The following is a 24,604-nucleotide window of genomic DNA, read 5'->3' as shown; positions in this document are numbered from 1 at the left end:
ACACCGCTATCCCGATCCGGCAAAGGTGTCGGATCGGGAGGGCTCATTACCTCAGGATGAGCCTTATTCTATTAACGTGGCGCCAGAACCACCCTTCGCCGGGCATACAACGTTACCGCAGACAAGTGAAAATCGACATTTGCTGTCCGTAACTTTCGGGATTTGAGTTCTTTCATGGTGATACCGCGAATATGACCTTCATCTATCAGGCTCTTAATCTCCGCCGTGCTGAGTAAAAGCTGGCGCTTCAATATCGATAGCGCACTGATCTGAAAAGCACAGGTAAGCCTGATGCTGACGGCGAAGTGCTGGTCAATGTTGATGCTGGCCTGCCATTGTTCCTGAACACGAAAATCAGGCTTACCCGCAAGCTCAGCGTTGTTTCGGCTCAGAGTGGCTTTATCATGAGAATAATAGTGAACCGTACTGGCATCATTAGTGATAAACCGCTGGTACAGCTCTCGGTTAATTTTGCTGATGTGAAGCCGTGAGAACAGCGAGATATTCCACGTATATTCACAATGCCTACATTTATAAATGCTCCAGATATCGAGCACTTTTTTTTGTGAATTGACCCTGAAGGACCCGGAAGGTGCAAACTCGCGTTTTACATTACATGCGGGACAGCGTTTGGTAATACGCTGGTACCCGGCAGGAGTGACAGTCCATGTGACTTTCATACCGTACCTTTTTTAACCCAAATAAATTCGGATCCGTATTGAACGAACCATCGTTTTTATATGAGAAAAATATTTGTTAGATATTTTTCAGTGGGTTAAGAAAAGATTTCTAACACGGTGACCCTGTCCGCCAGCCAATGAATTCCATGAGATTATCAGTGTGATAACAATTAAGTATATGAGTTGAATCAATATTTGTTAGGTTGCCGGGCTTTCGGTAGTCGTCTGTCGCTGGTAAAGTGAGCAGCAAATACCGAAATGTGGCCAGAAGGGAATGCCGTGTGAGCGGACGTATTGATTATCAGACTGAAAAGTACAGCTTTACAGAGGCTGCTGAAAGTTCTCGTCTTACCGGCCAATGGGCTGACGTCATTGCTGAATGTCGGGAAATGAAGGCTGGACCGGAAGAGCGTCTGCGTATTGCCTTACTGAACGTGGACTATGTGACCAGCTTTGAGCTGCCTTTTCGGTTGTTATTACTTCGCACCCCGCAATTGATTGCCAGCGTGCGTGACGCGCTACAGCTTAGCCAGAAAAACGTCATCTTTAATGGTAAACGCTTTGGGTGTGTATATACCCTGAAAGCGAGCCTTGACGGTATACCGGATGAATTTCAGTATCGCCTGTCGCATCGTATCCGGCGCATAGATCCAGAAGGGTTGACCGAAGCCCCTTACCAGCAGATCGCAAAAGCGGTGAAATCTCCACGGGAACGCCTGAAGATGGCGCTCGAATCAGGACTTGATGTCACGGCGTTGGACGGGCTTTTCTGGTTTGGCAGCCAGCGTATAGCAGCTGACGTACTGAGGTTGAGAAAATCAGGGATGCGGGTAGCGACGGGCCAGATATTGGTGTCTGATAATCTCACTGCAACAATGAGGCCTGTACCGTTTTATCGCCTGGCTCAGGGCTGAGCTAAAGAGATATTTTCTTGCAACGTTCAATGAGATAGTTAATCGCATCCTGGGGAGACAGCGCCCGGACGATGTGGGACTGAATCATGGCATCGTTGCAGCAGATATCACAGCATTCAGCCAGCTTTCGGCAATATCACGGGCAGAATTCAGCAATGGCTCGCCGGTTGTGACAGGGCACCAGGCCTGATTGGCAACCTGACGATAGGCCAGGGGCGACAGTTTGGCCGGCAGCGTAAAAGTTGGATTCATTAATAACCGTTCTCGGCTTAATGGGAATTTATGGCATATGCTGGCAGAGGTATTTTGAAAAGCCAGACCATTTTCACACTTCAATTTTTAAAATTCGATCTTTTTCGGCGATTAATCAATGATTGCTGGAATATATATCTATTTTATAAATACTTTGACGCATTCATGATTATTGTTGTGAAGAATTATTTTTCAATGGAGAATAAGTTCCTGGAATAAATAATTTTATTTTCTGGAAAATGGTTTAACATTTAAAATATACATAAAACCCACTCTGAATTCTCTGCTTTATGTACATGGTGGGTAATTAATAATTGTCAAAAGATATTGTTTATGTTGTTTGTATTTATGGGGTGAAGTTTGCGGATTGAATAATCATCAGATTGGAAAAACTTAATCGGAGCTGAGCGCTAAATTGTTACTTAACCGAAATAATTAATAACGGGAATTAAGTGGCGCGATGGCGGGTTGTATACGCTTAAATCCTTTATGGGCAATGGATCCGGAAAGAAATATTTGTTCATTTTCTGAAATGGAAAATAGCAGTGACGGACTTTAAGTGAAATTATTATTTACATTTGCATTGGGCGTGCAGACTTGTTAACGCCATCAACCGGCGTACGATTTTCATCGTAACCCTCTGTTTTATTCATCATTATTTATCGCTGTCAGGGCGGTGGAGTCGTTCTGTGGAAAGCTCCTGTGGCTTTCACTTCATCTGCTGTCGTAGACACGTCAAATGAAGGAACATTGCATGTCCGGTTCGTACCAGGAAGAAATACCCAAAGCTCGTATTAACTTATATTTAGCCCTGCACACCGGTGGGGCCCAGAAAAAAACCGAGCTGCCGCTGAAACTGCTGACAGTTAGGGGCTTCTGTCATGGCCGGGAAAATCGTCCGTTGTCTGAACGCGAAAAGGTAAACATTTCGAAGCGCAATTTCGACAGCGTAGGCGACGATCTGCAGGCGTCCCATCCGTTTCGCAATACCAAAGTCATTGTTGAAGACATTGAGGACAAGCCGGGTTTCTTCCGTGTGAAACGCTTTGCAATCCCTCATTTCCAGGTCGATGGCATGGACGTCAATCTGTCTGTGGCATCCCGGATGCCTAAAGCAAAAGCATAAGGCAGGACAGGGATGAAAATTTATCGTCCACTGTGGAACGAGGGGGCTTTGCTGTCCCCTCAGCAGTTCCAGCAGCAGGCTGAATGGGAATCTTTTCGCAGTGCCGGTGCATCAGCGCTAGCCACCCCGTTCCCTTGGGGCGTGGAAAAGATTGAGTTTAATGACAGTTTTCTTTCGTCCGGCCTGATCCAGATTACGCAGTTACGCCTCTGGCTGGAAGATGGTTCACTGATTGATGCGCAAAGGAGCGATCTGCTTCCCCCTTCTCGCGAGTTAGACCCGGATCTGTTGGCTGGTCTGGATGCGGTAACAGTCGTTATCGCACTCCCTCATTTGCAGCCCGGTGTTGTTAATGTTGAACAGGAAGGCATGACCGCTGACCGTCCGCTTCGTTACCGGGAGGAATGGGTAACTATACCGGATGTTTTTGGTTCTGAAGAAGAATCCATGGCAGTTGCCCGGTTTAATTTCACCATCCGGTTTGCCCATGAAAGTAATGAGGCCTGGAAAGTCTGCCCGGTAGCAAGACTGCTCCGGGATGGACCAAATGCGTGGCGACAGGATCCGTCTTTTATTCCTCCAGTGGCGTCATTCGGAGCAAGTCCGGTTCTTCGCGAACGTCTGGTGCTGCTCAATCGCCAGTTACGCTCCCGACGCCAGCGTCTGATGGCCATGCGTCGTGAAAGCAACGAAAGACTTGCCGATTTTGCTGTCGCGGATGTTTCCCTTTTCTGGTTGCTGAATGCACTGAATTCTCACGCCAGAGTGCTGACGGAATACGAACGTTTTCCTTGCCGTCCACCTGAACAGGTGTGGGCGGAGCTCGCTCGTCTGGCAGGCAGTATGCTGACCTTTTCCCTGGACCATGACCTTGACGCTATACCGGGGTATGACCACGAGGAACCAGCCAATGCGTTTCCCCCGCTGTTTGACCTGATAGCGGGGTTGCTGGAGGCAAGTCTGCCATCCCGGGTCATTGCACTGGAAATGTCCCGCCCGGACGGACAGACATGGAAGGCCAACCTTCACGATATTCGTCTGCGTGAAGAGGCCGACCTCTGGCTCTCTGTGCGCTCAGATATCCCTGCCTGGCAGGTTGCCGACAAATTCCCGGCACTCTGTCAGGCGGGGTCACCTGATGAGGTTAATACCATATATGGTGCCGCGCTCAGGGGGATTCCATTGATTCCGGTGAGCAGGGTCCCGGCAGCATTGCCTGTACGTATGGAGAACCAGTACTTCGCGCTTGATATGGAAAGCTCCGCTGCGCATGAAATGCTGGAGCAGGGGGTGTGTATGTTCTATGTGCCTGAGTTACTTGGCGCTCTGGAACTTGAACTGTTTGCGGTATTGCGCTCATGAGACAGGATATTGATATCGACCAGCTGATGGCGGAGACCTGGCTCACCGTCACCATGCTGAAGAACGGCGCTGTCACGCTTAATGGCTCTGCGCTTTACCACAAATGCGTTAAACAGGTTGAAAGTGTGCGGGAAGCGCTGGAGCGTGCCGGTTATGACGAGGCCAGTGTCGGGCATATTTCCTACGCACAATGCGCCCTGCTTGACGAGACGGTGATGAGCCGTAAGCCTGAAAAAAGCGAGGAAGGAGAGGCGACGAAAGTTGATGAAGGCCAGATAGCCTGGCGTAAAGCGCCGCTTCAGGCCCGGTTTTTTGGATCACTTCGGGCAGGTGAAGCGCTATGGGATCGCATTGCAGAAGTCCTGCGTCAGCCCTCACCGAACCCGGCCGTTTTAACCTGTTATCACCGGGTGATTGCCCTGGGTTTTCAGGGGTTATACAGCCTGAAAGAGGTCAGCCAGTCGCAGCGTGATGAGGTAGTGAAAGCCCTTTCTGAACGCGTTTCTCCGCCTGATGCAGGTCTGTCACTGGTTGTTGACCTGATGGGGAAACATCGCTGGAGTCTGTTCCGTTCAGTCTGGTTCTGGATAGCGCTTGCCGTCATTCTTACCGGCGTTATCTGGTGGGGGGGCCATCTGTGGCTTCAGGCTCTGTTGTCAGCACAAATACCGGAGCTGCATGGCTAATGCGTAGAACAGTCATCATTCCGGTAGTCCTGCACACCCTGGTAGCCGTTGCCACGTTGCTGTGGTTGCTGTGGTGTTTTATCCCGACAGGCAACGTTTTTAACGGCCTGATCACTCTGCTGCTCCTCCTTCTGGCAGGCGGGTATGTTGTTAAAAACTGTCGGAGTGAAGAGCCTGCTTCTGACGTTACCCTCCCGGTTGTTGAACTGCCATTACTCGACACCCAGGGCCCCGTTGTACTGGTGTGTGGTGACATGCTGGAAACGTTGTTTCAGGGAGGTCCTCTGCGTAAAACAGCCCAGGGATGGTGGCTACGGGCCGGTGACGTCAGCCGGTTAACTGACATTGTCCGCAGCATACAGAAGCAGTTCCCGCGCCAGGTCGGACAGCTCTCGGTGATGTACCGTTGCCTGCCAGACCATCATCAGGATGAAGCCGTTCTGCGTTCCGCACTGAAAACGCTCCGCCAGCAGTGTAAACAGATTAAATCCCTGACGGGTTTCACACTGCCGGTTGTGTTGAGTGCCGAATTTTCCGGGCCTGAAACGCCGTGGATAATCGTTCGGGGTGATAAGCGGATTGTATGCCCGGTTAATGATTCGCCTCAGGCATTCATTGACTGGCAGCAGGCGGGAGACAATATCCTGGCGCTGCCAGCAGTCAGCCAGGCATTTTCCTTTATCCGTAATATGCTGGCCGATGAGCTGGAGAAACCTGACCGGTTAACACCGCCTGTGCGCGTATTTTCCGTGGCTATGCGCCTCGGAGTAATCAATCCAGAGACTCAGTCTGTCTGGTCCGATTGGCTCTATTCCCGCACCTGCTTGCAGTTTTCACGGGAATCCCTGCAGCCACTTCATACCGGTTTGTTCCCGGATGCCGTTCTGCCACTTTTGGTACCGTTTACTTCGACAGTTCAGGGGGGCCAGCGTACCCGCCGTTTGGTTCTGTTGATGTGGCTGTGCGTTCTGACGGCTATGGGCATGTCCGCGCTTAATAATCGTAATCTTATTCGTCATGTCAGTGCCAATTTACAGCGCTGGAATGCTATTCCCATGAAACATTACCGTCCTAAAGCAGAATCACTGGCCGCATTGAAACAGGATGTGCTCCTGCTTGAGCGGTGGCAGCGTCAGGGAGAGCCTTTACGTTACAGCCTGGGCTATTATCCGGGGCAACGCCTGTGGCTGGCCTTGCAGCAGGCTATCGATACCTGGACTCCCCCACCTGCCCCTAAACCAAAACCGGTACCCAAAATTGTACGGCTCGACAGCATGTCGCTGTTTGATTCTGGCAAATCAGCACTTAAAGACGGCTCAACCAAAATACTCGTCAACGCACTGGTGGGGATCAAAGCCAGAACAGGCTGGCTCATCGTGGTTAGCGGACACACAGACAATACCGGCAGCGCGCAACTCAACCAGACCCTGTCTTTACAACGAGCGGAGGCCGTCCGTAACTGGATGCGTGATACCGGGGATATACCGGAAAGTTGTTTTGCCGTGCAGGGTTACAGTGACAGCCGACCAATTGTATCAAACGACACGCCTGATGGCCGTGCGCACAACCGGCGTGTCGAGATCAGCCTGGTACCGCAGGCTGACGCCTGTCGTCTGGCAGATGCAAAACACGCGTCACAGGATGTAAGTGACGTTTCAACTAAATAAATGGAGAAATAAACATGGCAATCCCGGTTTTTCTACGGCTGAAAGACGATGGCGGCGCTGACATCAAGGATCCTTCTTTTGAGAAGCATAACCACCTTGAGCAGATCGAGCTGCGCTACGAAAAAATCTCCTGGACCTACAAAGACGGCAACATCATTCATTCCGATTCCTGGAACGAACGTACCACGGCGTAAGCCCCTGGCGGGCATATCCCTTCTGCCCGCCATTTTTGTATTGCTCCGCACAGCGCCTGTCAGGTGGACGCTTTGCAGAGCAGTCACACAATTTATCGGCATGAACCTTATGGGCATCGGTTGACGGTCAAGGGCGGTAGCGTGCCTGAACAAGAGGGAACGACATGGAACATTATTCAGCAGTCCTGCTACGACGACTTAACCCTTATTGCGCCAGAGCACTGGAGGGGGCGGCTTCTTTATGTCAGAACCGTGCGCATGCAGAAATCACGCCTGAGCACTGGTTGTTAAAGTCGCTGGATCAGGGTGAAGGTGACCTGCCGGTTCTGAGTCAACAGTTGTTAAGCCATATAGCGGCAAAACAAAAGCCCTCCTCATTACAACTGACCTGGGATGACGAAAAGGGCATTGTGCTGGCGTTTGATGAACGGGCAGAAGGCGATCCGTCATGAGCAGTTCCCTGATCAACAAGGCAACTAGCGTGGTACCGCAGCTTTTAGGGCAGTCGCGGTACCGGGTTGAGGTGCATGAATGCAGCGAATTTCTGGATGTTCTGCACTACAGCGCGGTGGAATCCCTCAGTCAGCCCTGGCGGTATGACGTGGCGGTCACCAGCTCCTCTGTGGATATTGCCTGCGGCGCGTTACTGCTGAAACCCGCGTCATTTACTTTCCAGACCCCGGTGTTTGACGGAACACCTGCGCTGCCGGTCAGGACGGTGTTTGGCGTGGTGGAATCCTTTCGCCGCGTGTCCACCTCGAATGATGAGACCCACTATGCGCTGACGATCGTTCCCCGTATCGCCCTGCTGGAGTATACGAAAGGGAGCGAAATCTACCTCAGTCAATCAGTGATTGAGGTGGTCGAACAGGTACTGCGTAAACACGGTCTGGAAGAGCATGATTTTGAGTTCCGGCTCTCCCGCGAATATCCCTCCCGGGAGCTCATCACCCAGTGGCGGGAAACTGACCTGGAATTTATCCAGCGCCTACTGGCGGAGGTGGGCATTTACTGGCGCTATGAAATGGACAGCCGTCTTGAGCAGGACGTGGTGATTTTTCAGGACAGCCAGCAGCAGTATGAATTTGGTGTCACCCTGCCATTGCGCAACCAGGCCGGGATGAGCGACAGCGGGCAGGAGAGCATCTGGGATATTCAGACCGCATATAAGGTGGTGAGCGGGAGTGTGGCCACCCGGGACTACAACTACCGTGAAGCGCTGAAACCTCAGGACAGTGCCGAAAGCATTTTCAGCAAGGAAGGGATCACCATCGGGGAAACATACCATTATGCGGAACCTTTCCTGACAGCCGATGACGCTGAAAGCACTGAGACCGGGGCATACTTCGCCCGCCTGCGTCATGAACGTATTCTGAACGCGCAGTCCCGCGTCAGCGGGCATTCCTCCAGCCCCCATCTGGCTCCGGGTCAGGTACTGGAAACGGACGGCACGTTACCCGATGCTGTCAGGGAAGGCATCGTCATCACCACGGTACGCACCAGCGGTTCACGCAAAAGCAGCTTTACGCTGACCTTTGAGGGTATCCCCTACAGCGAAACCGTCTGCTGGCGTCCGGCACTGCTCAGCCGCCCGGTAATATCCGGCTCGCTTCCGGCCCGGGTGGAAAGCACACAGAAAGGTGATACGTACTCCTGGCTCGACGCACAGGGCCGCTACCGGGTGAAACTGGACTTTGACCGCAACAATACCGAACAGGGCTATGCGTATTTGTGGCTGCGGCTGGCGAAACCCTATGCCGGTGATACATACGGATTCCACTCACCGCTTATCGACGGAACGGAAGTGGCTGTCGTATTTGACGGCGGAGACCCGGATCGTCCCTACATCGCTTATGCCTTGCATGACTCAGATCATCCGGATCATGTCACCAGCGATAATCATACGCGGAACGTGTGGCGCACGCCGGCGAACAATAAGCTGCGGATGGAAGATAAGCGCCAGGAAGAGCATATCAAGCTTGCGACGGAATATGGCAAAACGCAGCTGAACCTGGGGCACCTGGTCAACAGCCAGCGAGAAAAGCGCGGCGCCGGTTTTGAACTGCGAACGGATGAACATGGTGCAGTACGTGCGGCAAAAGGGCTGTTCCTGACGGCGGATGCCCAGGCCAAAGCGCAGGGCCCGGTGCTGGAAATGACCCCTGCCATTAACCAGATTCACCAGGCCAACAGCCAGATGCAGGCCCTGAACAGCGCCGCCGAAGCCGCCGGAGCCCTGGTCTGTGACATCAACACCCAGATTAATTTTGTGACCGACAAAATCAGGGACCTCCAGTCAGCGGTCCTGCTGGGTAGCGCTCCGCAGGGGGTGGCAATGGCCTCAGGTGAACACCTTCAGCTCAGCAGCATCGGCAATACCATGATCAATGCAGGCCAGCATCTTGATATCGGTGCGATGAAAAATCTGTCCGTGAGCGTTGAAAAAGCCCTCGGTCTGTTTGTGCATAAAGACGGGGCGAAGCTGGTTGCCAACCAGGGAGACATCGAGATTCAGGCGCAGCACAACACGATGGCCCTGTTTTCTGAAAAGCAGCTGACGGTGACCAGTAGTGAAGATGAAATAATTATCAGCACCCCGGAAACGCTGACGCTTAACGGTGGTGGGTCTTACCTGAGGCTGAGTAAAAACGGCATTGAGCATGGTTCATCAGGTGAGTTCATTATGAAGACGTCGAATTATATGGTACCGGGTACTGGCGCGAATCTTCCAAATGAAACCCCAAATTTCAGCCTGACGGATATTATCCAGGAAAATAAGATCAGCAGTAAGTCATTCAATGACTGATACAAAAATAGTGAACAGGGAACATAGACTATGAAATCAACGCTTAAAAATTTATTGCTTCTGTTAACTTTTGTTTTCGCAATATTTTTAAACTTCAGTTTTGGAGAAAATAACAGCCCGACACTCGATGCGAAAAGTCCAGAATTCGTTGTTAAAAAGTTTTACTCTGACTATCTCACCGCGTGGAACGACCCTGATGTGGAGAGTGGTGCAGAGAAAAGTCAGAAGGCAATTGATAGCTATACGACGCAACACCTTCAGCAACTTAACAGTGACAATGATACTGGGGCTGATTATTTTATCAACGCTCAGGAAATATGTCCTGACTGGGTTAATGAAATCGAGGTTAAAACATCTTCCGTGAGCAGTAATAAGGTTGCAGCTGAGTTAACGCTTGGACATGCTGATAGTGAATCAAAATATGATATCGGCCTTGTTCTCAAGAATGACAAATGGCTAATGAATTCGGTGAAGTTCATATCCAGAAAAACAGGCCATTGCAACGAGAGCTAACGGAGAGAGACAATGTTCAATCAAAACACTGCTCTGAGCACGTTAAAATCAAATGCGGCGTCTATTGCTGCTATAAACAAAAAGAATTTTGATAGCGGCAAAGATAAAAAACTGAGATATGGAAAGTCCAGATGTGCACATTATGTAAAATTGGCATTGATTTCTGGTGGGCTGTCGGCAAAAAACTCCGGAATTAATTCAGCAAAAGATTACGGGCCTTGGTTGGTTGAAAATAATTTTAGACCTGTTGAAGGTGTAACAACGGTAATTAGTGGTGGCGTTTATTCCATCTCAGGACAACAAGCCGGTGATGTTGCAATCATTCAAGCCGTGGGAAAGCATACCGATGGCCATATGACCATGTTCGATGGAGCCAAATGGGTGTCTGACTTTGTGCAGGACCGTGGATTCTATCCTGCCCAAGAGTACAGGGAAAATAGTGTTGCATATAAACTTTATAGCTTTGCTGGTGCAACGGCTGTAAATAAAAGTACAGCCTCTACTAAGGGGAAAATAAATATCGTTTGGCCGATCCCCTCTAACAACCGTGGAACTGAATTTCGTAGTCAGGAAGATATCCTTTCGCATCTGGGTGGGGAGTCAACCGGACAATACGCAATTGGCCGTAGTGGGATGTGGCATGGCGGTATTCATATAACACATACCACGACACCGTGGTGTGCTCTCAGTGGCAAGGCACCTTTGGAGGCATTCGATTTCCCGGTTGCTTTCAAAGGCGAGCAGGCTGTACGTTGCATGGCTGACGGCGAAGTAGTTGCTTATCGGATCTGCAAGGACTATCTGACGCTTGCTTGGGAATCCGGCCCACTGAGTTTTTCCGGCTCATTTGTGCTGGTAAAACACTACATTCAACCGGGTGATAAAGAATCCAGCGGGCTGCATTTCTACACCCTGTATATGCATCTTGCGCCGTATTCAGCTTATGAAGCTGAAGCAGAAAATCAGTGGGTCATTCAGGATACTCTAAGAGCATATTCTGAAATGGACTGGCTGACGGCGAAACTGACTTCAGATAAAACTTCACCACAAATTGCCGGACACATGCCTAAAGGGGCAAGAGTGGAGTGGGACCCAGCAGACAGCAATCTTAACGCCACAGGAAATAACAAGCGAAAATATGGCCTTGTGATACTAAAAGGATTACCAGAAGAAACCAGCAGTATCCTCACACCTGGTCAGCGCTATTGGGTTGTTGTGGATAACAACAATATTAAGCCAGCGCCGGGGGCCGGTCCAGGCTGGTGGCGGCATTTGCTTCCTCCCGCAAAGGAAGTCATGGTATTCGATAAGACAGTAAGTCTCAGTTCTCCATTTGCTATTAAGGCCGGTGACCCGCTCGGCCACATGGGCTACTATCAGGCACCAAAAGACGGTGGTTATGAGGCACGATACCAGGTACATATCGAATGCACGAGCATGGATGATAATCTGGAGAACTTCCTGACCAACCCAGAAAAAGTGGGGGAGAAAAACCCGCTCTGGTTGAAGTATTCTCCTGGTCTTGCTCTTTTCACAAAAGATGTTGCGAAGGGCACTTTCGCAAAGGGGGCGACGTCAACAACGCGGACAGGAATTCTACCGTTGAGTCAGGTCACAACAGAAACTGATAACTCAACAAAGCAAGAATACTGGCAGCTGCGGCCGGAAAATGCCTATGTGCCCAAAGGCCAGGCGGAGCCTCAACTTCTGTCACAGTATGATCTGGCGAAGCTAGGTTTTAGAACTGAAACCTCAGAGCCTACTAGTTTTGATTATCTGGATGGAAAAAACCAGCCTATTGGATTCTTCCGCAGCCTTATCAACTCGCTCTATGAGGCTGCGACCGGTGATACGCGAACCAGTCATGCCCTGGTTAAGCATAATTATCAGCGCCTGCTGGATAAAATTGACAGCGGAAGTGAACGCTATTCTCCAATGGAATACTGGAGAGCACTTCACAACCCTGATTATCGTGACGTCATTCAGAAAACTATTGTAAAACATCCCAGCGACTGGTACTTCAAAAAAGACGATGCTATCTGGCAACCATTCCTGAATCCGCTGAAAAAAGACGCTCCGGAATGGAAGAAATACAGCGAAGATTTTCTTGATCAAATGGTATGGATGCAGGATGTGTCCACTGAGAAGCTCGGGCCTTCATTATGGCATATGCATCCAATAATGTTTTTGGGGATGATGAAGCTCAATAGCAAAATTAAATACATATATACTGATTATAAACTTACACTACAAGAAATGTTGAAGAAGCAACTGACAGTGTTAAATATGTATGGAAATGACCCAATATCACCCGCGTCAAGAGAACGTGTTGTGGGGGAATATATCAACCCAGAGAAATATGAAGATAAAGAGGGGGGTGGTATATTTCAGTTCTTGGTGATCAAAGGCTACATGGGAGTTCCAGAGGAACAATTAAAGGCTTTTTTAAGTGGTAAAGGAACACTATCTGGCCAAGAGAAGATATTTATCGAAGCGGCTAAGAAATACGATATAAATGAATGTTATCTCGCTGCTCACGCGGTAGTTGAAACAGGAAACGGTAGTCCAAGAGGAATGGGGGGAGGACGAACGTTCAATTATAAAAATCAAGGCGAGAGGAAAGTATACAATATGTACGGGATTGGGGCCGTTGACAACAATGCTACATTGGGCGGACTCGGCACAGCTTACTATAAAGGATGGTTTACCCCTGAACTTGCCATTGATGGTGGTGCTCAATATATATCTGCAAATTTTGTTAACAGTACAAAACATAAATTCCAAAACACTCTTTACAAGATGAAATGGAATCCTGAAGCCCCAGCCAGTCATGAATACGCATCGTCTGTCAACTGGGCAAATGAAATATCTAAAAACATCCGAAAAATTTGTGGCCATGACCTTTCGGCAATATCTTCCGATATAGTGTTTGATATCCCTAGATACAAGGAGTGATTGTGAAAACCTACCTACCATTTTTTATTTTAACATGTTCAATGATCACTGGCGCACACGGAGCTTGCCTTGACAATATAGCATCTAAAAATATCTTAATAAATTCACCTCCAAAAGAAATGATTGTAAACACACAGAATCGCTTGTATTTCTATTCTGCTCCAGAAGAAGACTGCAAAATTAAAGATTTGTTTGTTGTGAATAGTGATCATTTGCTTGCATATCATGAAAGTCAAAACTTCACATATGTAAGTTATTTAAGTGACAAAAATAAAATAACAAGCGGGTGGGTTCATTCAAATGGCGTGAGTACAGTAGCACCTCAAAATAACACACAAGATGTTATAAATATAAATTATTTTCTAGTAACCTATAAAAGCAAATCGCCTATTTTATTAGGTTCCTCATCTAAAAAATTTAATAGCTGGGCACAGAAAAGCAGACTGGAATTGTCTGACCCATCATTGGCTGGAATTGATGAAAACAACTGGACAGTATCATTCGATGGAGGATATGTCGGACTTAACGAAGTTGATAAGTCCATAGAAGGTAGGATCGATAATGATAGCGAGACCTATTTAGCTATCTTTAACATATCTGGCGCGGGGTTCGAAACATATCGTGGTGTCTCAATTGGCAGCAGTTGGAATGATATGTTAGATAAATATGGCAAAGGCAAGGGGATTGTTGACGGACAATCATGTTTATCTTACCCTTACTTTTGGATGAAATTAACTTTTTGCAAAAAAGACGATTCAGTTAGCATGATAGAAATGTCTGATGTCCCACCTAAATAATGGTTCTGAGAAATGAGTCTGTATCTGGAGGGCTTTGCGATGACTACCATTATTTCGGCAATGAACTGATTTTTGATGATCCAGTTTTAAAGGGATCAAATAATGAAGCATCTCAATTTAAATTTGTTTTTGTCATTGTTGCTATTTGCAGGGAATTCAATCGCTTCAACTAATTGCAAAGCAGAAAATAGTTATTATTCTTACAATCCCTCTCAAGAACCAGTACCCAAAGAAGCTACATCAAAGGGACGAGTTTATTATTATTCTTTACCCAATAGCGATTGTAGGACGAGCATATTCATCATCAATAATGATAAAGTGCTTAAGTATAGAGAAAACAAAGAATATAGTTTCGTAAACTTTGTTAATAAAAATGGCGCAGTTGTTGATGGATGGGTAAAGAACGAAGAAATTGCCCCTGGTGATGAACAGAATAATGAGTGAACCTACGATGATTTTGCATGGACAGAAAATGGCCAAAAAACCGTTCTTTTAGGAAAGGCCACACCTGAATTAAATAAGTGGGCTAAAGAGTCTGGTTTAAAACTTCCTGATCCCGACAATCACGGTTTTAATAATGGGTTCGAATCCTGGACTTTAACAATTAAAAACGAAATTGTGACAATATCTCAGGCCAATGAGATAATAGCGAAAAGATTAGGTTTTGATGATACATATGTGTCAGCGATCACATTTATTGATAATAAATATAAAACCACACGAGGCATAAAAGTCGGCGACAGCTGGAATATGGTAACTTCAGAATATGGAATGAGTAGTCATAAGGATACTGAGGACGGTTGCAGATTTTATCAGTACTTTGATATGAAGCTAAGCTTCTGCCTTGATTCATCGAATATTGTACAGTCTATTTCGTTTGAAAACTACCCGAAAAAACCATAGCAGTTATTGCTGATTCAGCATACATAGACATGGATGATTCATACTTGGCTCAAGGTAGAGCCTTAATAAAAATACATACTTCAAAGCGATAAAAGGACTTTTAATGAAGGAATGCATAATTCTGAAGTTTATCTTCCTAATCTCAATTTATTTATATTCCAGTGTTGCATTTGCGAACGACGTTTGCGGAAATTATGGAAGAGAATCTGAAGCATCGCAAACTTACATTAATCCGGATAACAATTCTTTTGAAGTGATATCCACAAAGCGGCTTCATTTCTTTAGTTCCCCGAATAAAACCTGCAAAATAAAAGACCTTTTCTTGGTGCCAGGAGATATTATAACCGGGCATACAGAATACAACGGCTATGTTTCTGCTTCTTATGCAAAAAATGAGTCATGGTCAGTCACTGGATGGCTTGACAAATCACAACTAAAACACATCGACATAAAAAGCAATCACCCTATAAAAAATCATTGTGAATTAGTTTCTGATTTAGCGGCGACTCAGGCTTTTAGCGGAGGGCTCAAAACACCAAGCAATGCATTCGCAACAGCGGTTAAGACAAAGGTTATGCTCTATAATGCGCCTGACCGAAACTGCCCAAAAGAAAGCACTTTTATTATAAAAGGTGACAATGTATATGCCCTCAAAAAATATGCAGGTTTCATTTTGGCACAGTATGTGACAACTTCGGGAAAAGATGTATTCGGCTGGATTCCCCAATCAGAACTAAAAGAATTCAATCCAACCACCACACTTCTTAATAGCACTCAAATTAATATTGTTGACTTTATTGTCATAAAAAATAAGAAATGGATTGGGATTGGTTCTTTCTATAGCAATAAACTTTCTGGCATAGATGAAGACGAAACAGGTTCTTCTTATATAGGAGACTTCCCTAATGGTGCCGGAGGGTTATATAAATACACAATGCATAATTATAAAGATATAAGTTTGGTTTCCTCAAATGCCAATTATGATAAGAGACAATATACAATTGATGATGATTATATAATCTCGGCAATTAACATAGAAACGCCAGCGTATTCTACGTTACGCGGAATAAAAGTTGGCGACCCTGCTGATAAAGTGTTTAAAGCCTATACTGCGAATCAGGCACAAATAACACCTGAAAAAAATCAGTTACACGCTAGGTGATATGTATCTGGATTTCACACTAAAAGCTAACAAAGTGGCATCAATTAACATGGGGATACCTATCCCTGGAGAGGAATAAAATGCTCCAGATTATCCGTAAAGGCGATAAAACTACCCACGGTGGTTCAGTACTGACCGCCTCAGAAACGATGAAATTTGGCGGTATCGGCGTTGCCCGCAAAGGCGACAAAGTGTCCTGCCCGGTTCCGGGACATGGCCCTACAACCATCGTAGAAGGAAACCCTGATTACCTTGATCATGGTATCCCGGTTGCCTTTCACGGCCACAAATGTGCCTGTGGTTGCACATTGATTAGTTCATTTGCCGCAGCAAAGGTTGCCTGATTATGCCCGTCTGGCTGGATGCCATCCCTGAAAAGGCTCCTAAGATAGCGCGTCCCGGCACCGGCCGTTGGCTGCTTTTTCTCGCGTTTGTCATGCTGGCGGGCATAGCACTCACGCTATGGTGCTGGACGTCAGAGCGAAGCGGCTTTGTCTTCTGGTTCACCGCTCTGGCTCTTCCATTTTGCACCTGGGGGCTTATTTTCGGTTTACGCCGGTTTGCCTATAAAGCAGAACAGGTTGGTGCTGAATCACGCAATGCCGCGCGGGAAGCACTCATCGACAGTGAAATTCTGCGCGGTCAGCGCTGCGTCTGGATCCTCGGCACATATATTCAGAGTCCGGCCGGAAACAAAACCGGCGACCTGCTGGAGGTAATGAAGGTCGCTGCTCCCGCTATCGATTTCTCACACCCAAGAGGATGCGACAAACCGGTCAGATACGCGGCATTAACAGAATATCAGACGGATTTATTGAAAGCGCTGACAGCAGCGGTCACCAAGCTGACCACGCGTGTAGATGTAATCGTTCAGCCACTTCCTTCAGAGCTGCCATGCTGGCTGATGCTGGACTGTGACAGTGACCTGTATCCCCTGGTTGAAGAGCAGCTAAAAGCCGAGCTCTTACTCAAAACAGGTAGGATATTTCGCCTGCTGGCTGGAAAAGGTCTGGGTGCGTTTGATGTCTGGCTGGACAAGCGATGGGACAACCCGGGCATCCTGGTTGCTATCACGCTGTCCTTACCGCCTTCTCCCCGGGAAGAAGACGCTGATGCCGTCTCGATGGTGGTATTGAGCAACCGCAAAACTCACGCCTGGCCGGATGCGCTCCGCCTTCATCGCCCCGAAAAGGGAGCAGAAACAACGCTCACAAAGTCACTCACCCGGGCGCTGCTCTGGGCAAAGACCAGGCCCGACGAACTTAAAGGAAGCTGGATCTCCGGCCCCACGTTGACGAAAGGCAGCAGCTGGAATAATGCCTGCGAAGAGAGCGGAGTTGAATTTAGCCTTTCAGAAGACAACTTCAGTATCGACCCTGTGCTGGGTTACTCCGGCCATGCGGCTCCATGGATTGCTATCACCCTCGCCGATGCAGTCTTTGAACAACGAGGGGTGCAGGTTATCGCCGCACAACCCGCCGCTGACAAAGATGACATCTGGATCGCCGTCATCACCAAAGAAGAAGTTCGCAAGGAATCGCCCAGGAATGTCTAAGGTAAAAGTAAAAACTCTCATTGGCTCTGTTGTAACTGTCGCCTTTTTTCTGACGGTCATCGTGGCATTTCTGTTTTATGCCTTTCCGGAACGCGTGGCTTCGGCCACCGGCTTCGGACCCTATGACCGCCAACGCATACTCACATTATGCGCCATACTGGTTGCTGCGTTGTTTTTACTCGGCTGGCTGACTGAGAAGGCTTTCGACCACGCGGGTAAATCCGGGTTGTATTTCCAGTGGGGGCAGAAAAAAGCGGAGTGTGTCTCTCCGGTGATGAATGCCATTGCCAGCGAAGACGACGACGAAGAACCTGTCTTCAGCGAAGACGCGGTGTCTGAGCATCTGCGGTTTCGCTATGGACGTCGCTGGCAACATAAGGTGCGACTCCTGCTGGTGATGGGTAATCCGGACGACGTCCAAAAAGCGGCCCCGGGCCTGTGTCATGACCTATGGCAGGAAGGCGACGGCAACGTGCTGATTTATGGTGGTGACGCGCAGTCACTTCCGGATGAGATCTTCTTTTCAAAACTGAAGCGCCTGCGATCCGGGCAACCGATTGATGGCATCATTCAGGTAATAAGTACCTCAGCCCTCCCTACGGATAGTGAACGGGATGCCTTCTTGCGTTGCCGCCAGAAAGCCGACCATCAGCTTGGCTGGCAGGCGCCTGTCTGGCTGTGGCTGACTGACAACGCTACCGGTGCTCAGGAGGGCGAGGAAACGGCGGCGACAGGGGTTATCTTCGGGCCGGAATGCACCGTAAAAAGTGCGGGTGAAGGGTTTTCTACACTGGCGCTACACCTGCAAAAAGTGGGTATGGCAAAGATACTGAATAATCCGGCTGATTTCGGTCTGCTTCAGTTGTCCCTCCGACTACGGCTGGAGCTGAAAGACAGTCTGGCTGTTTTGCTCAGCGGGCTGATGCAGGGATCTGCGGCCTGGCGTTTACGCGGTGTCATGTTCAGCCCAGACCTGGCTGTTACCGGAACGATACCAAACACACGCCTCGACACACCGACCTGGAAAGCCGTCATTGATGACTGTGATGCCTCCAGCGGCAGAAAGCTGGGCTTCGACTGGCTGAAGATGCTGCGGTTAATTCTGCTTTCCCTGATTGTTCTGTGGGGGGCCGGTACACTGCTGTCCCTGATCGTTAACCGTACCCAAATTTATCAGGCGCAGGAAACCGCGAGGCAGGCAGCAGATACCGCAAAACCACTGGCTGTACGCCTGCACAACCAGCTCGTACTACAGCAAGCCATTGCCCGTCTGCAACATCGTGAGGCGACCGGCGCTCCATGGTACACACGATTTGGTCTTAATCAGGACGGCGACACGCTGGCCGCACTCTGGCCGCTGTATGCGAAAAATAACGCACAGCTGATGAGGGATGCCACAGCAGATAGTCTCAGGCAGCAGTTGAATGCCTTTGTGCAACTTCCTCCTGCCAGTGATGCCCGTACGCAGGGCACACAGCATACCTACAACGTGCTCAAAAGTTATCTGATGATGGCTCGTCCGGACAAAGCGGACGCAGAATGGCTGGCAAAAAACGTGCTGAAAGCCTTACCGAAACGCCAGAATGTGCCGGATGGCACGTGGCAGGCGCTGGCCCCGAAACTGCTGAGCTTCTATGCGCAGAACCTCCCGGCACACCCGGAATGGAAAATTAAGCCTGATGCTGAACTAATCAGTACGGTCCGTCAGATCCTGCTCAAGCAAATAGGCCAGCGGAACGCTGAGTCCGGGTTATATCAGGAGATGCTTAAGCGCGTGGCCAGCAACTGGCCTGATTTAACGCTTGCCGATATGACCGGCGATACTGATGCCTCAACGGTATTCCGCACTGACGAAGTCGTCCCGGGAATGTTTACGCGTCAGGCCTGGGAAGAGCAGGTACAGGATGCGATTAACGAAGTCGTCAAAGCCCGCCGCGATGAAATTGACTGGGTGCTGACGGAGAAGACACATCAGACAGGGAGTGATATCTCCCCGGAGGCATTGAAGGCCCGCCTGACTGAACGCTACTTTACCGATTTTGGTAATGCCTGGCTGAAAATGGTCAACAGCATTCAGTGGCAGGAAGCTGCGTCACTGTCTGAGGCGATTGCCCAGCTCAGTCTCATTGGTGATGTCCGTCAGTCCCCGCTGGTTGCCCTGATGAACACGCTAAACTTCCAGGGGAAAACGGGGCAGAAGGGGGAGCTACTTGCCGACTCGATAGTGGACTCAGCGAAGAAGCTGATCGGTCAGAAAAAAAATGCAAAACAGTTTATAGAGCAAGCTCAGGGTCCTAAAGGACCGCTCGATGGGGTGTTTGGGCCACTTATGGGGGTGATGGAAGGTAAAGAAGGTACCGGTAGAAACGGTAATCTCAGTTTCCAGTCCTGGCTGGCCCGCGTAACTCAGGTGCGGCTCAAGCTTCAGCAGGTCACCAGCGCCCCGGATCCGCAGGCCATGTCTCAGATGCTGGCTCAGACCATATTCCAGGGCAAAGCCATCGATCTGACCGATACCCGCGACTACGGCAGTCTGGTTGCGGCGAGTCTGGGGCAGGAGTGGAATGGATTTGGCCAGTCGTTGTTTGTACAACCGCTTGATCTGGCCTGGCGGCAGGTACTTGTCCCGGCTGCGGGTAGCCTCAATGCCCGTTGGCAGGCAACCATTGTCGAACAGTGGAATAAGGCCTTTGCGGGACGGTACCCGTTTAAAGCCACTGGCAGCGATGCCTCCCTGCCATTACTGGCTCAGTTCCTGCGTAGCGACTCGGGTCGAATCACTGCCTTTCTGAAAACGAATCTTGGCGGGATCCTCCACCAGGAGGGGAATCGCTGGGTCATTGACCCTTCCGCAAGTCAGGGGATGGTTATCAGTCCGGATTTTCTCCGGGCGATTAATCAGCTGGCTGAGCTGTCTGATATCGTGTTTTCTCAGGGCGATGCCGGTGTTAACTTCGAACTGATGGCGCGTCCTTCACGGGATGTTGCCAGGGTGCAACTGACCCTCGATGAGCAGCATCTGGATTACTTCAATCAGATGGAAAGTTGGCAGAGTTTTATCTGGCCGGGGAATACTTACTATCCAGGCGTCTCGCTCAACTGGCGTAGTGTAAACAGTGGCATGCAACTCTACGCCAGTAATCAGGGTAACTGGGGCTTCATTCGCCTGTTGAACAAAGCCCGGATCACACCTCTTGATGCCAGCCGTACGCAACTGGTGTGGATCACTGCCGATGGCAATCCTCTGAAGTTTGTGATGCGCAGCGAGCTCGGCAATGGCCCTCTTGCATTACTGAAGCTACAGGGATTCACGCTGCCCGATACTATCTTCAGTGTCGCCGCTGGCGCAGAAGAGCGCCAGTAACGATGGGCGGGCAAACTTATCCCCGTGGTAGTTTATGGCCTTTCGGCAGTGTCAGGCATGGCTCTGTGACTGGCTGAAGCATAATCTCGCGCCAAAGGAAGGATTCCTTTGTCCCATGATTATGTAACGTTTCCCACCGCATATCGTTTATATGACGCTCGCTCAGGATCCGCTTTCCCGGAAGCTCACTCCGATGAGGATAGAGTATCTCGCGTTAACTGAACCGCCCGACCCGTGCCATGGTGCTCTGTGGCTAATTTTCTATTTAAAAATTTTCAGGAATGCCGTGCATGGATGATTTGACCCTGCGCTATTACGAAGCAGAGATGCGTTACCTGCGTGAGGCGGGTAAAGAGTTTGCCCGAGCCCATCCGGATCGGGCAGCAATGCTTAATCTGGATAAACCCGGCGCCCGCGATCCCTATGTGGAACGTCTATTTGAAGGCTTTGCCTTCCTGATAGGCCGTCTGCGTGAAAAGCTGGATGATGATCTGCCGGAAATGACCGAAGGGCTGGTAAGTCTGCTGTGGCCGCATTATATGCGGACTATCCCGTCGCTGGCCATCGTCGAGTTCTCTCCTGACTGGCGTAGTCTGCGTCAGGTTGAAATGCTGGCGGAAGGCTTCTCCGTTTTGTCACGTCCTGTCGGGCCGCATAGAACCGCCTGTCAGTACCGGACGACCCGCGATGTGCCGCTACAACCGCTGCACCTTGCAGATGCTCGCCTCCATACTGAAACCGATGGCCGCTCTGCTATCCGTCTGCGCTTCGAATGCCCTGAAAAAGTGGACTGGAGTAAAGCCGGGGTAGACAACGTCGCCATTTTTCTTAACGCAGAGAGTCCCGTTAGTTCTGCGCTGCATCTGGCAATGACCCGGCGTGTACATGCAATGTATGCCCGTCATGCCGGGACGTATACTGAACGTTATCAGTTTGATGGCTGGTGCAAACCCATGGGTTTTGATGACAATGATGGCCTGTGGAAGAAAGCCGATACTGCCTTCAGTGGTTACCAACTGCTGCTTGAATATTTCAGCTTCCGTCCAAAGTTTATGTTCGTTGAGCTGCGTGGCCTCGACGCCATCGGGCTCACTGCGGCCAGCACCTGGTTTGAAATCGACATTGTGCTCAGTGAAGCCTGGTCATCCGATCTGCCTTTTGAGACAGAAAACTTCCGGCTGCACTGTGCCCCGGTCATCAATCTTTTTACCCTCGAAGCTGATCCGCTGACACTTGATCCGCTGGATAACGAATACCTGCTCAGGCCGCTGCGTCTTCAGGATGGTCACACCGAGATTTACAGCGTCGATAACATCCACGGTGCGGTGAAGAATGGTAAACACCCCTATGTACCGTTCACCAGTTTCCGGCACCGGGGCGGTATGATGCGCCACGATGCCCCTGAACGTTATTACCACACCCGCGTGAAACGCGGCCCCTCTGGCCTGTATGACACCTGGCTAATTCTCGGGGGACGTTCATTCGAGCTGGAGCAACTGTCCGAAAAATCAGAATCCCTCTCGATGCGAATAACTGGCACCAACGGCCAGCTTCCGCGCAAAGCGCTGGAAAGTACGCTCCTGGACAGAGTGGTCAAAACCGGCAAAGTGCCCGTCAGAGTACTGAACGTCACAGCACCGACGATGCCGCTATATCCCCCGGCAAACGACCGTTTTCACTGGCGGGTGATGAGCCACCTTGGTTCAAACTTCCTCAGCATGATGGACAATCCGGAGGTTCTGCGGGGCACGCTGGCGCTCTATGACTGGACCGACGATGAAATGAACCGACGTCGGCTTGAAGCAATCGTTGCCGTGAAGCACACCCTGATCCGCCGTTTTGAGAAGGGCTTTATGCTTCGGGGCGTGGACATAGAGGTCACGCTGAACATGGATAATTTTGCAGGCGAGGGCGATGTAAGCCTCTTCGGCGAGATGCTGCACCGGTTCTTCGCGCTCTATGCCGATATTCACCTTTTTAACCAGCTCACGCTGGTACTGCAACCGACAGGGAAACGACTGAGATGGCGCGAGAATCACAGCCAGCACGTACCGGGCTGACGCTGGCCCTTAACAAAGACATCTGGCGGGCCAATTTCTATCGTTTCTGCCAGTTGCTGGAACAGGAAAATCCGGACGCGCCAAAACTGGGCGCCACCAGCCATCCGGGCGATGATCCGGTACGATTCAGACCCTGGCCTGGTATGGGTTTCCCGGTCAGTACCCTCAAAGCGGTGGAGACCGACGAAGACCATCCGACATTACCCCCAACGGTCCGCACGACATTTCTCGGGATGTATGGGGTGGACTCCCCTCTGCCGACGTTCTGGCTGGATGATATTGCGCAGCGCCGCGAAGGACACGAGGCGGTCACCTCATTTCTGGATATTTTCAGCCACCGCATCACCACGCAGTATTACCGGATTTGGCGAAAATACGCGTATCCGGCGACGTTCGAGGCGGGTGGCCGCGATGCCACATCACAGTGTCTGCTGGGGCTGGTGGGACTCGGTATACCAGGCACGGCGGAACAGGTGGCGACACCGGTTTCCCGTTTCCTGGCCCTTCTGGGCACCATGCGTTTGCCCACACGCAATGCCGAAGGTATCCGGGCCCTGGTAAGCCTGCTGGCACCGAATACCCGGGCATTCATCACCGAACCCGATCCGGTTAAGGTCCATATCGAAAATCGCAGTGGGCTGGGCACCGAAAACTGCGTCCGTCTTTCGCAGCGGGCCACGCTGGGTAAAACGGCAAAGGAATCATGTAGTCGTGTGCTGGTGACGCTGGAGACAGCGGACCCGGATGAGGCGGAAGGTTGGTTACCCGGAGGTGTCCTCCATACCGATTTGCTGGTCCTGCTGCGTGTCTATCTCGGCTACCGTAGCGACGCCCGACTGAGCCTCACCGTACCCGTGCGGTTGTTGCCTGAGCCGCGACTTGGCAAAGGCAGGCGTATCCAGTTGGGCCGTACCGGTTTGCTGGGCCTGAAAGCAGGCAAATTCAGCAATAGCCGGGAGAGTCTCACCGTCAGTCTGGGCTGCTATGAAGGGTTGCAATGTTCTGCGCTCCCGCCCGCTGAAGACGGACATTACCGCTTCGAATAATTACGTACTCCCTCTCTCACAAAAGGAACTTTTGAATGACAACAGTAACCCGCTGGCGGGCGCTGACACTTATTGCCTGTAGCCTGCTCGCTGGCTGCGGTCTGACGCAGACCGTCACGGACGGTACGGTCAGCATCACGAATTCCATCTTCTACAAGAAAATTAAAACGCTGCATCTGGATTTTACTCCGCGCACGGCCGTAAACGCCGATGGCGCACAGACGCCGCTGGCGACAATGGTGCAAGTCTATCAACTCAGGGATCGTAAAGCGGTTGAAGCCGCCGATTACCAGACGTTGCTGCGCCAGGCCGATACGGTACTTAAAGAGGATGTGCTGGCGGCGAAAGAGCTGCTGATAATGCCCAAAGGCAGCGTGACGCTCAATATGCCTATGGATGAAGACGCTCACTTCGTGGCGGTGGTGGGGCTGTTTAATCGACCGGATCAGAAGGAGAACCGCTGGCGCCTGGTGCTGACCCGTGACGAGCTCGACCCGGACACACCCCGTACGATTGAACTGGGTGATGGCTGGCTCAGCCTCGTGCCGGTAAAGGAGTGACG

At 50.1% G+C, this 24,604-nt stretch carries 20 protein-coding genes and 1 pseudogene; 19 read left to right on the top strand and 2 right to left on the bottom strand.

Going from position 1 to position 24,604, the window contains the following annotated elements:
* Nucleotides 1-71 precede the first annotated feature (71 nt).
* On the bottom strand, nucleotides 72-680 hold the full coding sequence (locus FDX09_RS19235; protein WP_137347720.1) for a DUF1062 domain-containing protein: 609 nt from the start codon (nucleotides 678-680) through the stop codon (nucleotides 72-74).
* A gap of 281 nt (nucleotides 681-961) precedes the next feature.
* Between FDX09_RS19235 and FDX09_RS19230 the strand changes: the two genes are divergently transcribed.
* On the top strand, nucleotides 962-1,594 hold the full coding sequence (locus FDX09_RS19230; RefSeq protein ID WP_085047793.1) for a DNA-binding protein: 633 nt from the start codon (nucleotides 962-964) through the stop codon (nucleotides 1,592-1,594).
* Nucleotides 1,595-1,678: 84 nt separating this feature from the next.
* On the opposite strand, the gene FDX09_RS23735 is transcribed toward FDX09_RS19230, so the two are convergent.
* Complete coding sequence (locus tag FDX09_RS23735) at nucleotides 1,679-1,846, bottom strand: hypothetical protein (RefSeq protein WP_170973252.1); 168 nt, start codon at nucleotides 1,844-1,846, stop codon at nucleotides 1,679-1,681.
* 754 nt (nucleotides 1,847-2,600) lie between these two features.
* Between FDX09_RS23735 and FDX09_RS24030 the strand changes: the two genes are divergently transcribed.
* From FDX09_RS24030 to tssJ, 18 genes and pseudogenes are all read left to right on the top strand, one after another.
* Nucleotides 2,601-2,972, top strand: coding sequence for a type VI secretion system contractile sheath small subunit (locus FDX09_RS24030; protein ID WP_137347719.1), 372 nt, complete (start codon nucleotides 2,601-2,603; stop codon nucleotides 2,970-2,972).
* Between the two features lie 12 nt (nucleotides 2,973-2,984).
* On the top strand, nucleotides 2,985-4,334 hold the full coding sequence (gene tssK / locus FDX09_RS19220) for a type VI secretion system baseplate subunit TssK (RefSeq protein WP_137347718.1): 1,350 nt from the start codon (nucleotides 2,985-2,987) through the stop codon (nucleotides 4,332-4,334).
* The gene (gene tssL / locus FDX09_RS19215) at nucleotides 4,331-5,020 is read left to right on the top strand and encodes a type VI secretion system protein TssL, short form (RefSeq protein WP_137347717.1); all 690 of its coding nucleotides are present in this window, start codon (nucleotides 4,331-4,333) and stop codon (nucleotides 5,018-5,020) included. The genes tssK and tssL overlap by 4 nt, the downstream gene beginning before the upstream one ends.
* Entirely contained in the window at nucleotides 5,020-6,687 is a 1,668-nt protein-coding gene (locus FDX09_RS19210; protein ID WP_137347716.1) for an OmpA family protein, read from the top strand. Before tssL ends, FDX09_RS19210 begins: the two co-directional genes overlap by 1 nt.
* Before the next feature lie 59 nt (nucleotides 6,688-6,746).
* Nucleotides 6,747-6,881 (top strand): annotated as a pseudogene (locus FDX09_RS19205) (type VI secretion system tube protein Hcp); the annotation flags it as partial.
* A 164-nt stretch (nucleotides 6,882-7,045) separates the two neighbouring features.
* The gene (locus tag FDX09_RS19200) at nucleotides 7,046-7,333 is read left to right on the top strand and encodes a hypothetical protein (RefSeq protein ID WP_137347714.1); all 288 of its coding nucleotides are present in this window, start codon (nucleotides 7,046-7,048) and stop codon (nucleotides 7,331-7,333) included.
* Complete coding sequence (gene vgrG, locus FDX09_RS19195) at nucleotides 7,330-9,687, top strand: type VI secretion system Vgr family protein (protein ID WP_137347713.1); 2,358 nt, start codon at nucleotides 7,330-7,332, stop codon at nucleotides 9,685-9,687. The genes FDX09_RS19200 and vgrG overlap by 4 nt, the downstream gene beginning before the upstream one ends.
* 30 nt (nucleotides 9,688-9,717) lie before the next feature.
* Nucleotides 9,718-10,200: a DUF3828 domain-containing protein gene (locus tag FDX09_RS19190; RefSeq protein ID WP_121529348.1), complete on the top strand. Its 483-nt coding sequence runs from the start codon at nucleotides 9,718-9,720 to the stop codon at nucleotides 10,198-10,200.
* A 12-nt stretch (nucleotides 10,201-10,212) separates the two neighbouring features.
* Nucleotides 10,213-13,155, top strand: coding sequence for a glucosaminidase domain-containing protein (locus FDX09_RS19185; protein WP_137347712.1), 2,943 nt, complete (start codon nucleotides 10,213-10,215; stop codon nucleotides 13,153-13,155).
* A gap of 2 nt (nucleotides 13,156-13,157) precedes the next feature.
* Entirely contained in the window at nucleotides 13,158-13,952 is a 795-nt protein-coding gene (locus FDX09_RS19180) for a hypothetical protein (protein ID WP_137347711.1), read from the top strand.
* A 102-nt stretch (nucleotides 13,953-14,054) separates the two neighbouring features.
* Nucleotides 14,055-14,396 carry a hypothetical protein gene (locus tag FDX09_RS23980; RefSeq protein WP_249360029.1) on the top strand — a complete coding sequence of 114 codons (342 nt, stop codon included), beginning with the start codon at nucleotides 14,055-14,057 and terminating at the stop codon, nucleotides 14,394-14,396.
* 562 nt (nucleotides 14,397-14,958) lie between these two features.
* Nucleotides 14,959-16,017 carry a hypothetical protein gene (locus FDX09_RS19170; protein WP_137347710.1) on the top strand — a complete coding sequence of 353 codons (1,059 nt, stop codon included), beginning with the start codon at nucleotides 14,959-14,961 and terminating at the stop codon, nucleotides 16,015-16,017.
* Nucleotides 16,018-16,097: 80 nt separating this feature from the next.
* Nucleotides 16,098-16,361: a PAAR domain-containing protein gene (locus FDX09_RS19165; RefSeq protein WP_032418592.1), complete on the top strand. Its 264-nt coding sequence runs from the start codon at nucleotides 16,098-16,100 to the stop codon at nucleotides 16,359-16,361.
* Nucleotides 16,362-16,363: 2 nt separating this feature from the next.
* The gene (locus tag FDX09_RS19160; RefSeq protein ID WP_137347709.1) at nucleotides 16,364-17,572 is read left to right on the top strand and encodes a hypothetical protein; all 1,209 of its coding nucleotides are present in this window, start codon (nucleotides 16,364-16,366) and stop codon (nucleotides 17,570-17,572) included.
* Complete coding sequence (locus FDX09_RS19155; protein ID WP_137347708.1) at nucleotides 17,565-20,936, top strand: ImcF-related family protein; 3,372 nt, start codon at nucleotides 17,565-17,567, stop codon at nucleotides 20,934-20,936. Before FDX09_RS19160 ends, FDX09_RS19155 begins: the two co-directional genes overlap by 8 nt.
* A 290-nt stretch (nucleotides 20,937-21,226) precedes the next feature.
* On the top strand, nucleotides 21,227-22,996 hold the full coding sequence (gene tssF / locus FDX09_RS19150; protein ID WP_137347707.1) for a type VI secretion system baseplate subunit TssF: 1,770 nt from the start codon (nucleotides 21,227-21,229) through the stop codon (nucleotides 22,994-22,996).
* On the top strand, nucleotides 22,960-24,042 hold the full coding sequence (gene tssG, locus FDX09_RS19145) for a type VI secretion system baseplate subunit TssG (protein ID WP_137347706.1): 1,083 nt from the start codon (nucleotides 22,960-22,962) through the stop codon (nucleotides 24,040-24,042). Before tssF ends, tssG begins: the two co-directional genes overlap by 37 nt.
* 35 nt (nucleotides 24,043-24,077) lie before the next feature.
* A complete protein-coding gene (gene tssJ / locus FDX09_RS19140) occupies nucleotides 24,078-24,602 on the top strand; it encodes a type VI secretion system lipoprotein TssJ (RefSeq protein ID WP_137347705.1) in 525 nt (174 codons plus the stop codon).
* The last annotated feature ends 2 nt before the right edge of the window (nucleotides 24,603-24,604 follow it).

Source organism: Citrobacter sp. wls717 (genome assembly GCF_005280955.1).
In the GTDB taxonomy this organism is placed as follows: domain Bacteria; phylum Pseudomonadota; class Gammaproteobacteria; order Enterobacterales; family Enterobacteriaceae; genus Citrobacter; species Citrobacter werkmanii.
This window is presented reverse-complemented; position numbering and strand designations above follow the sequence as displayed.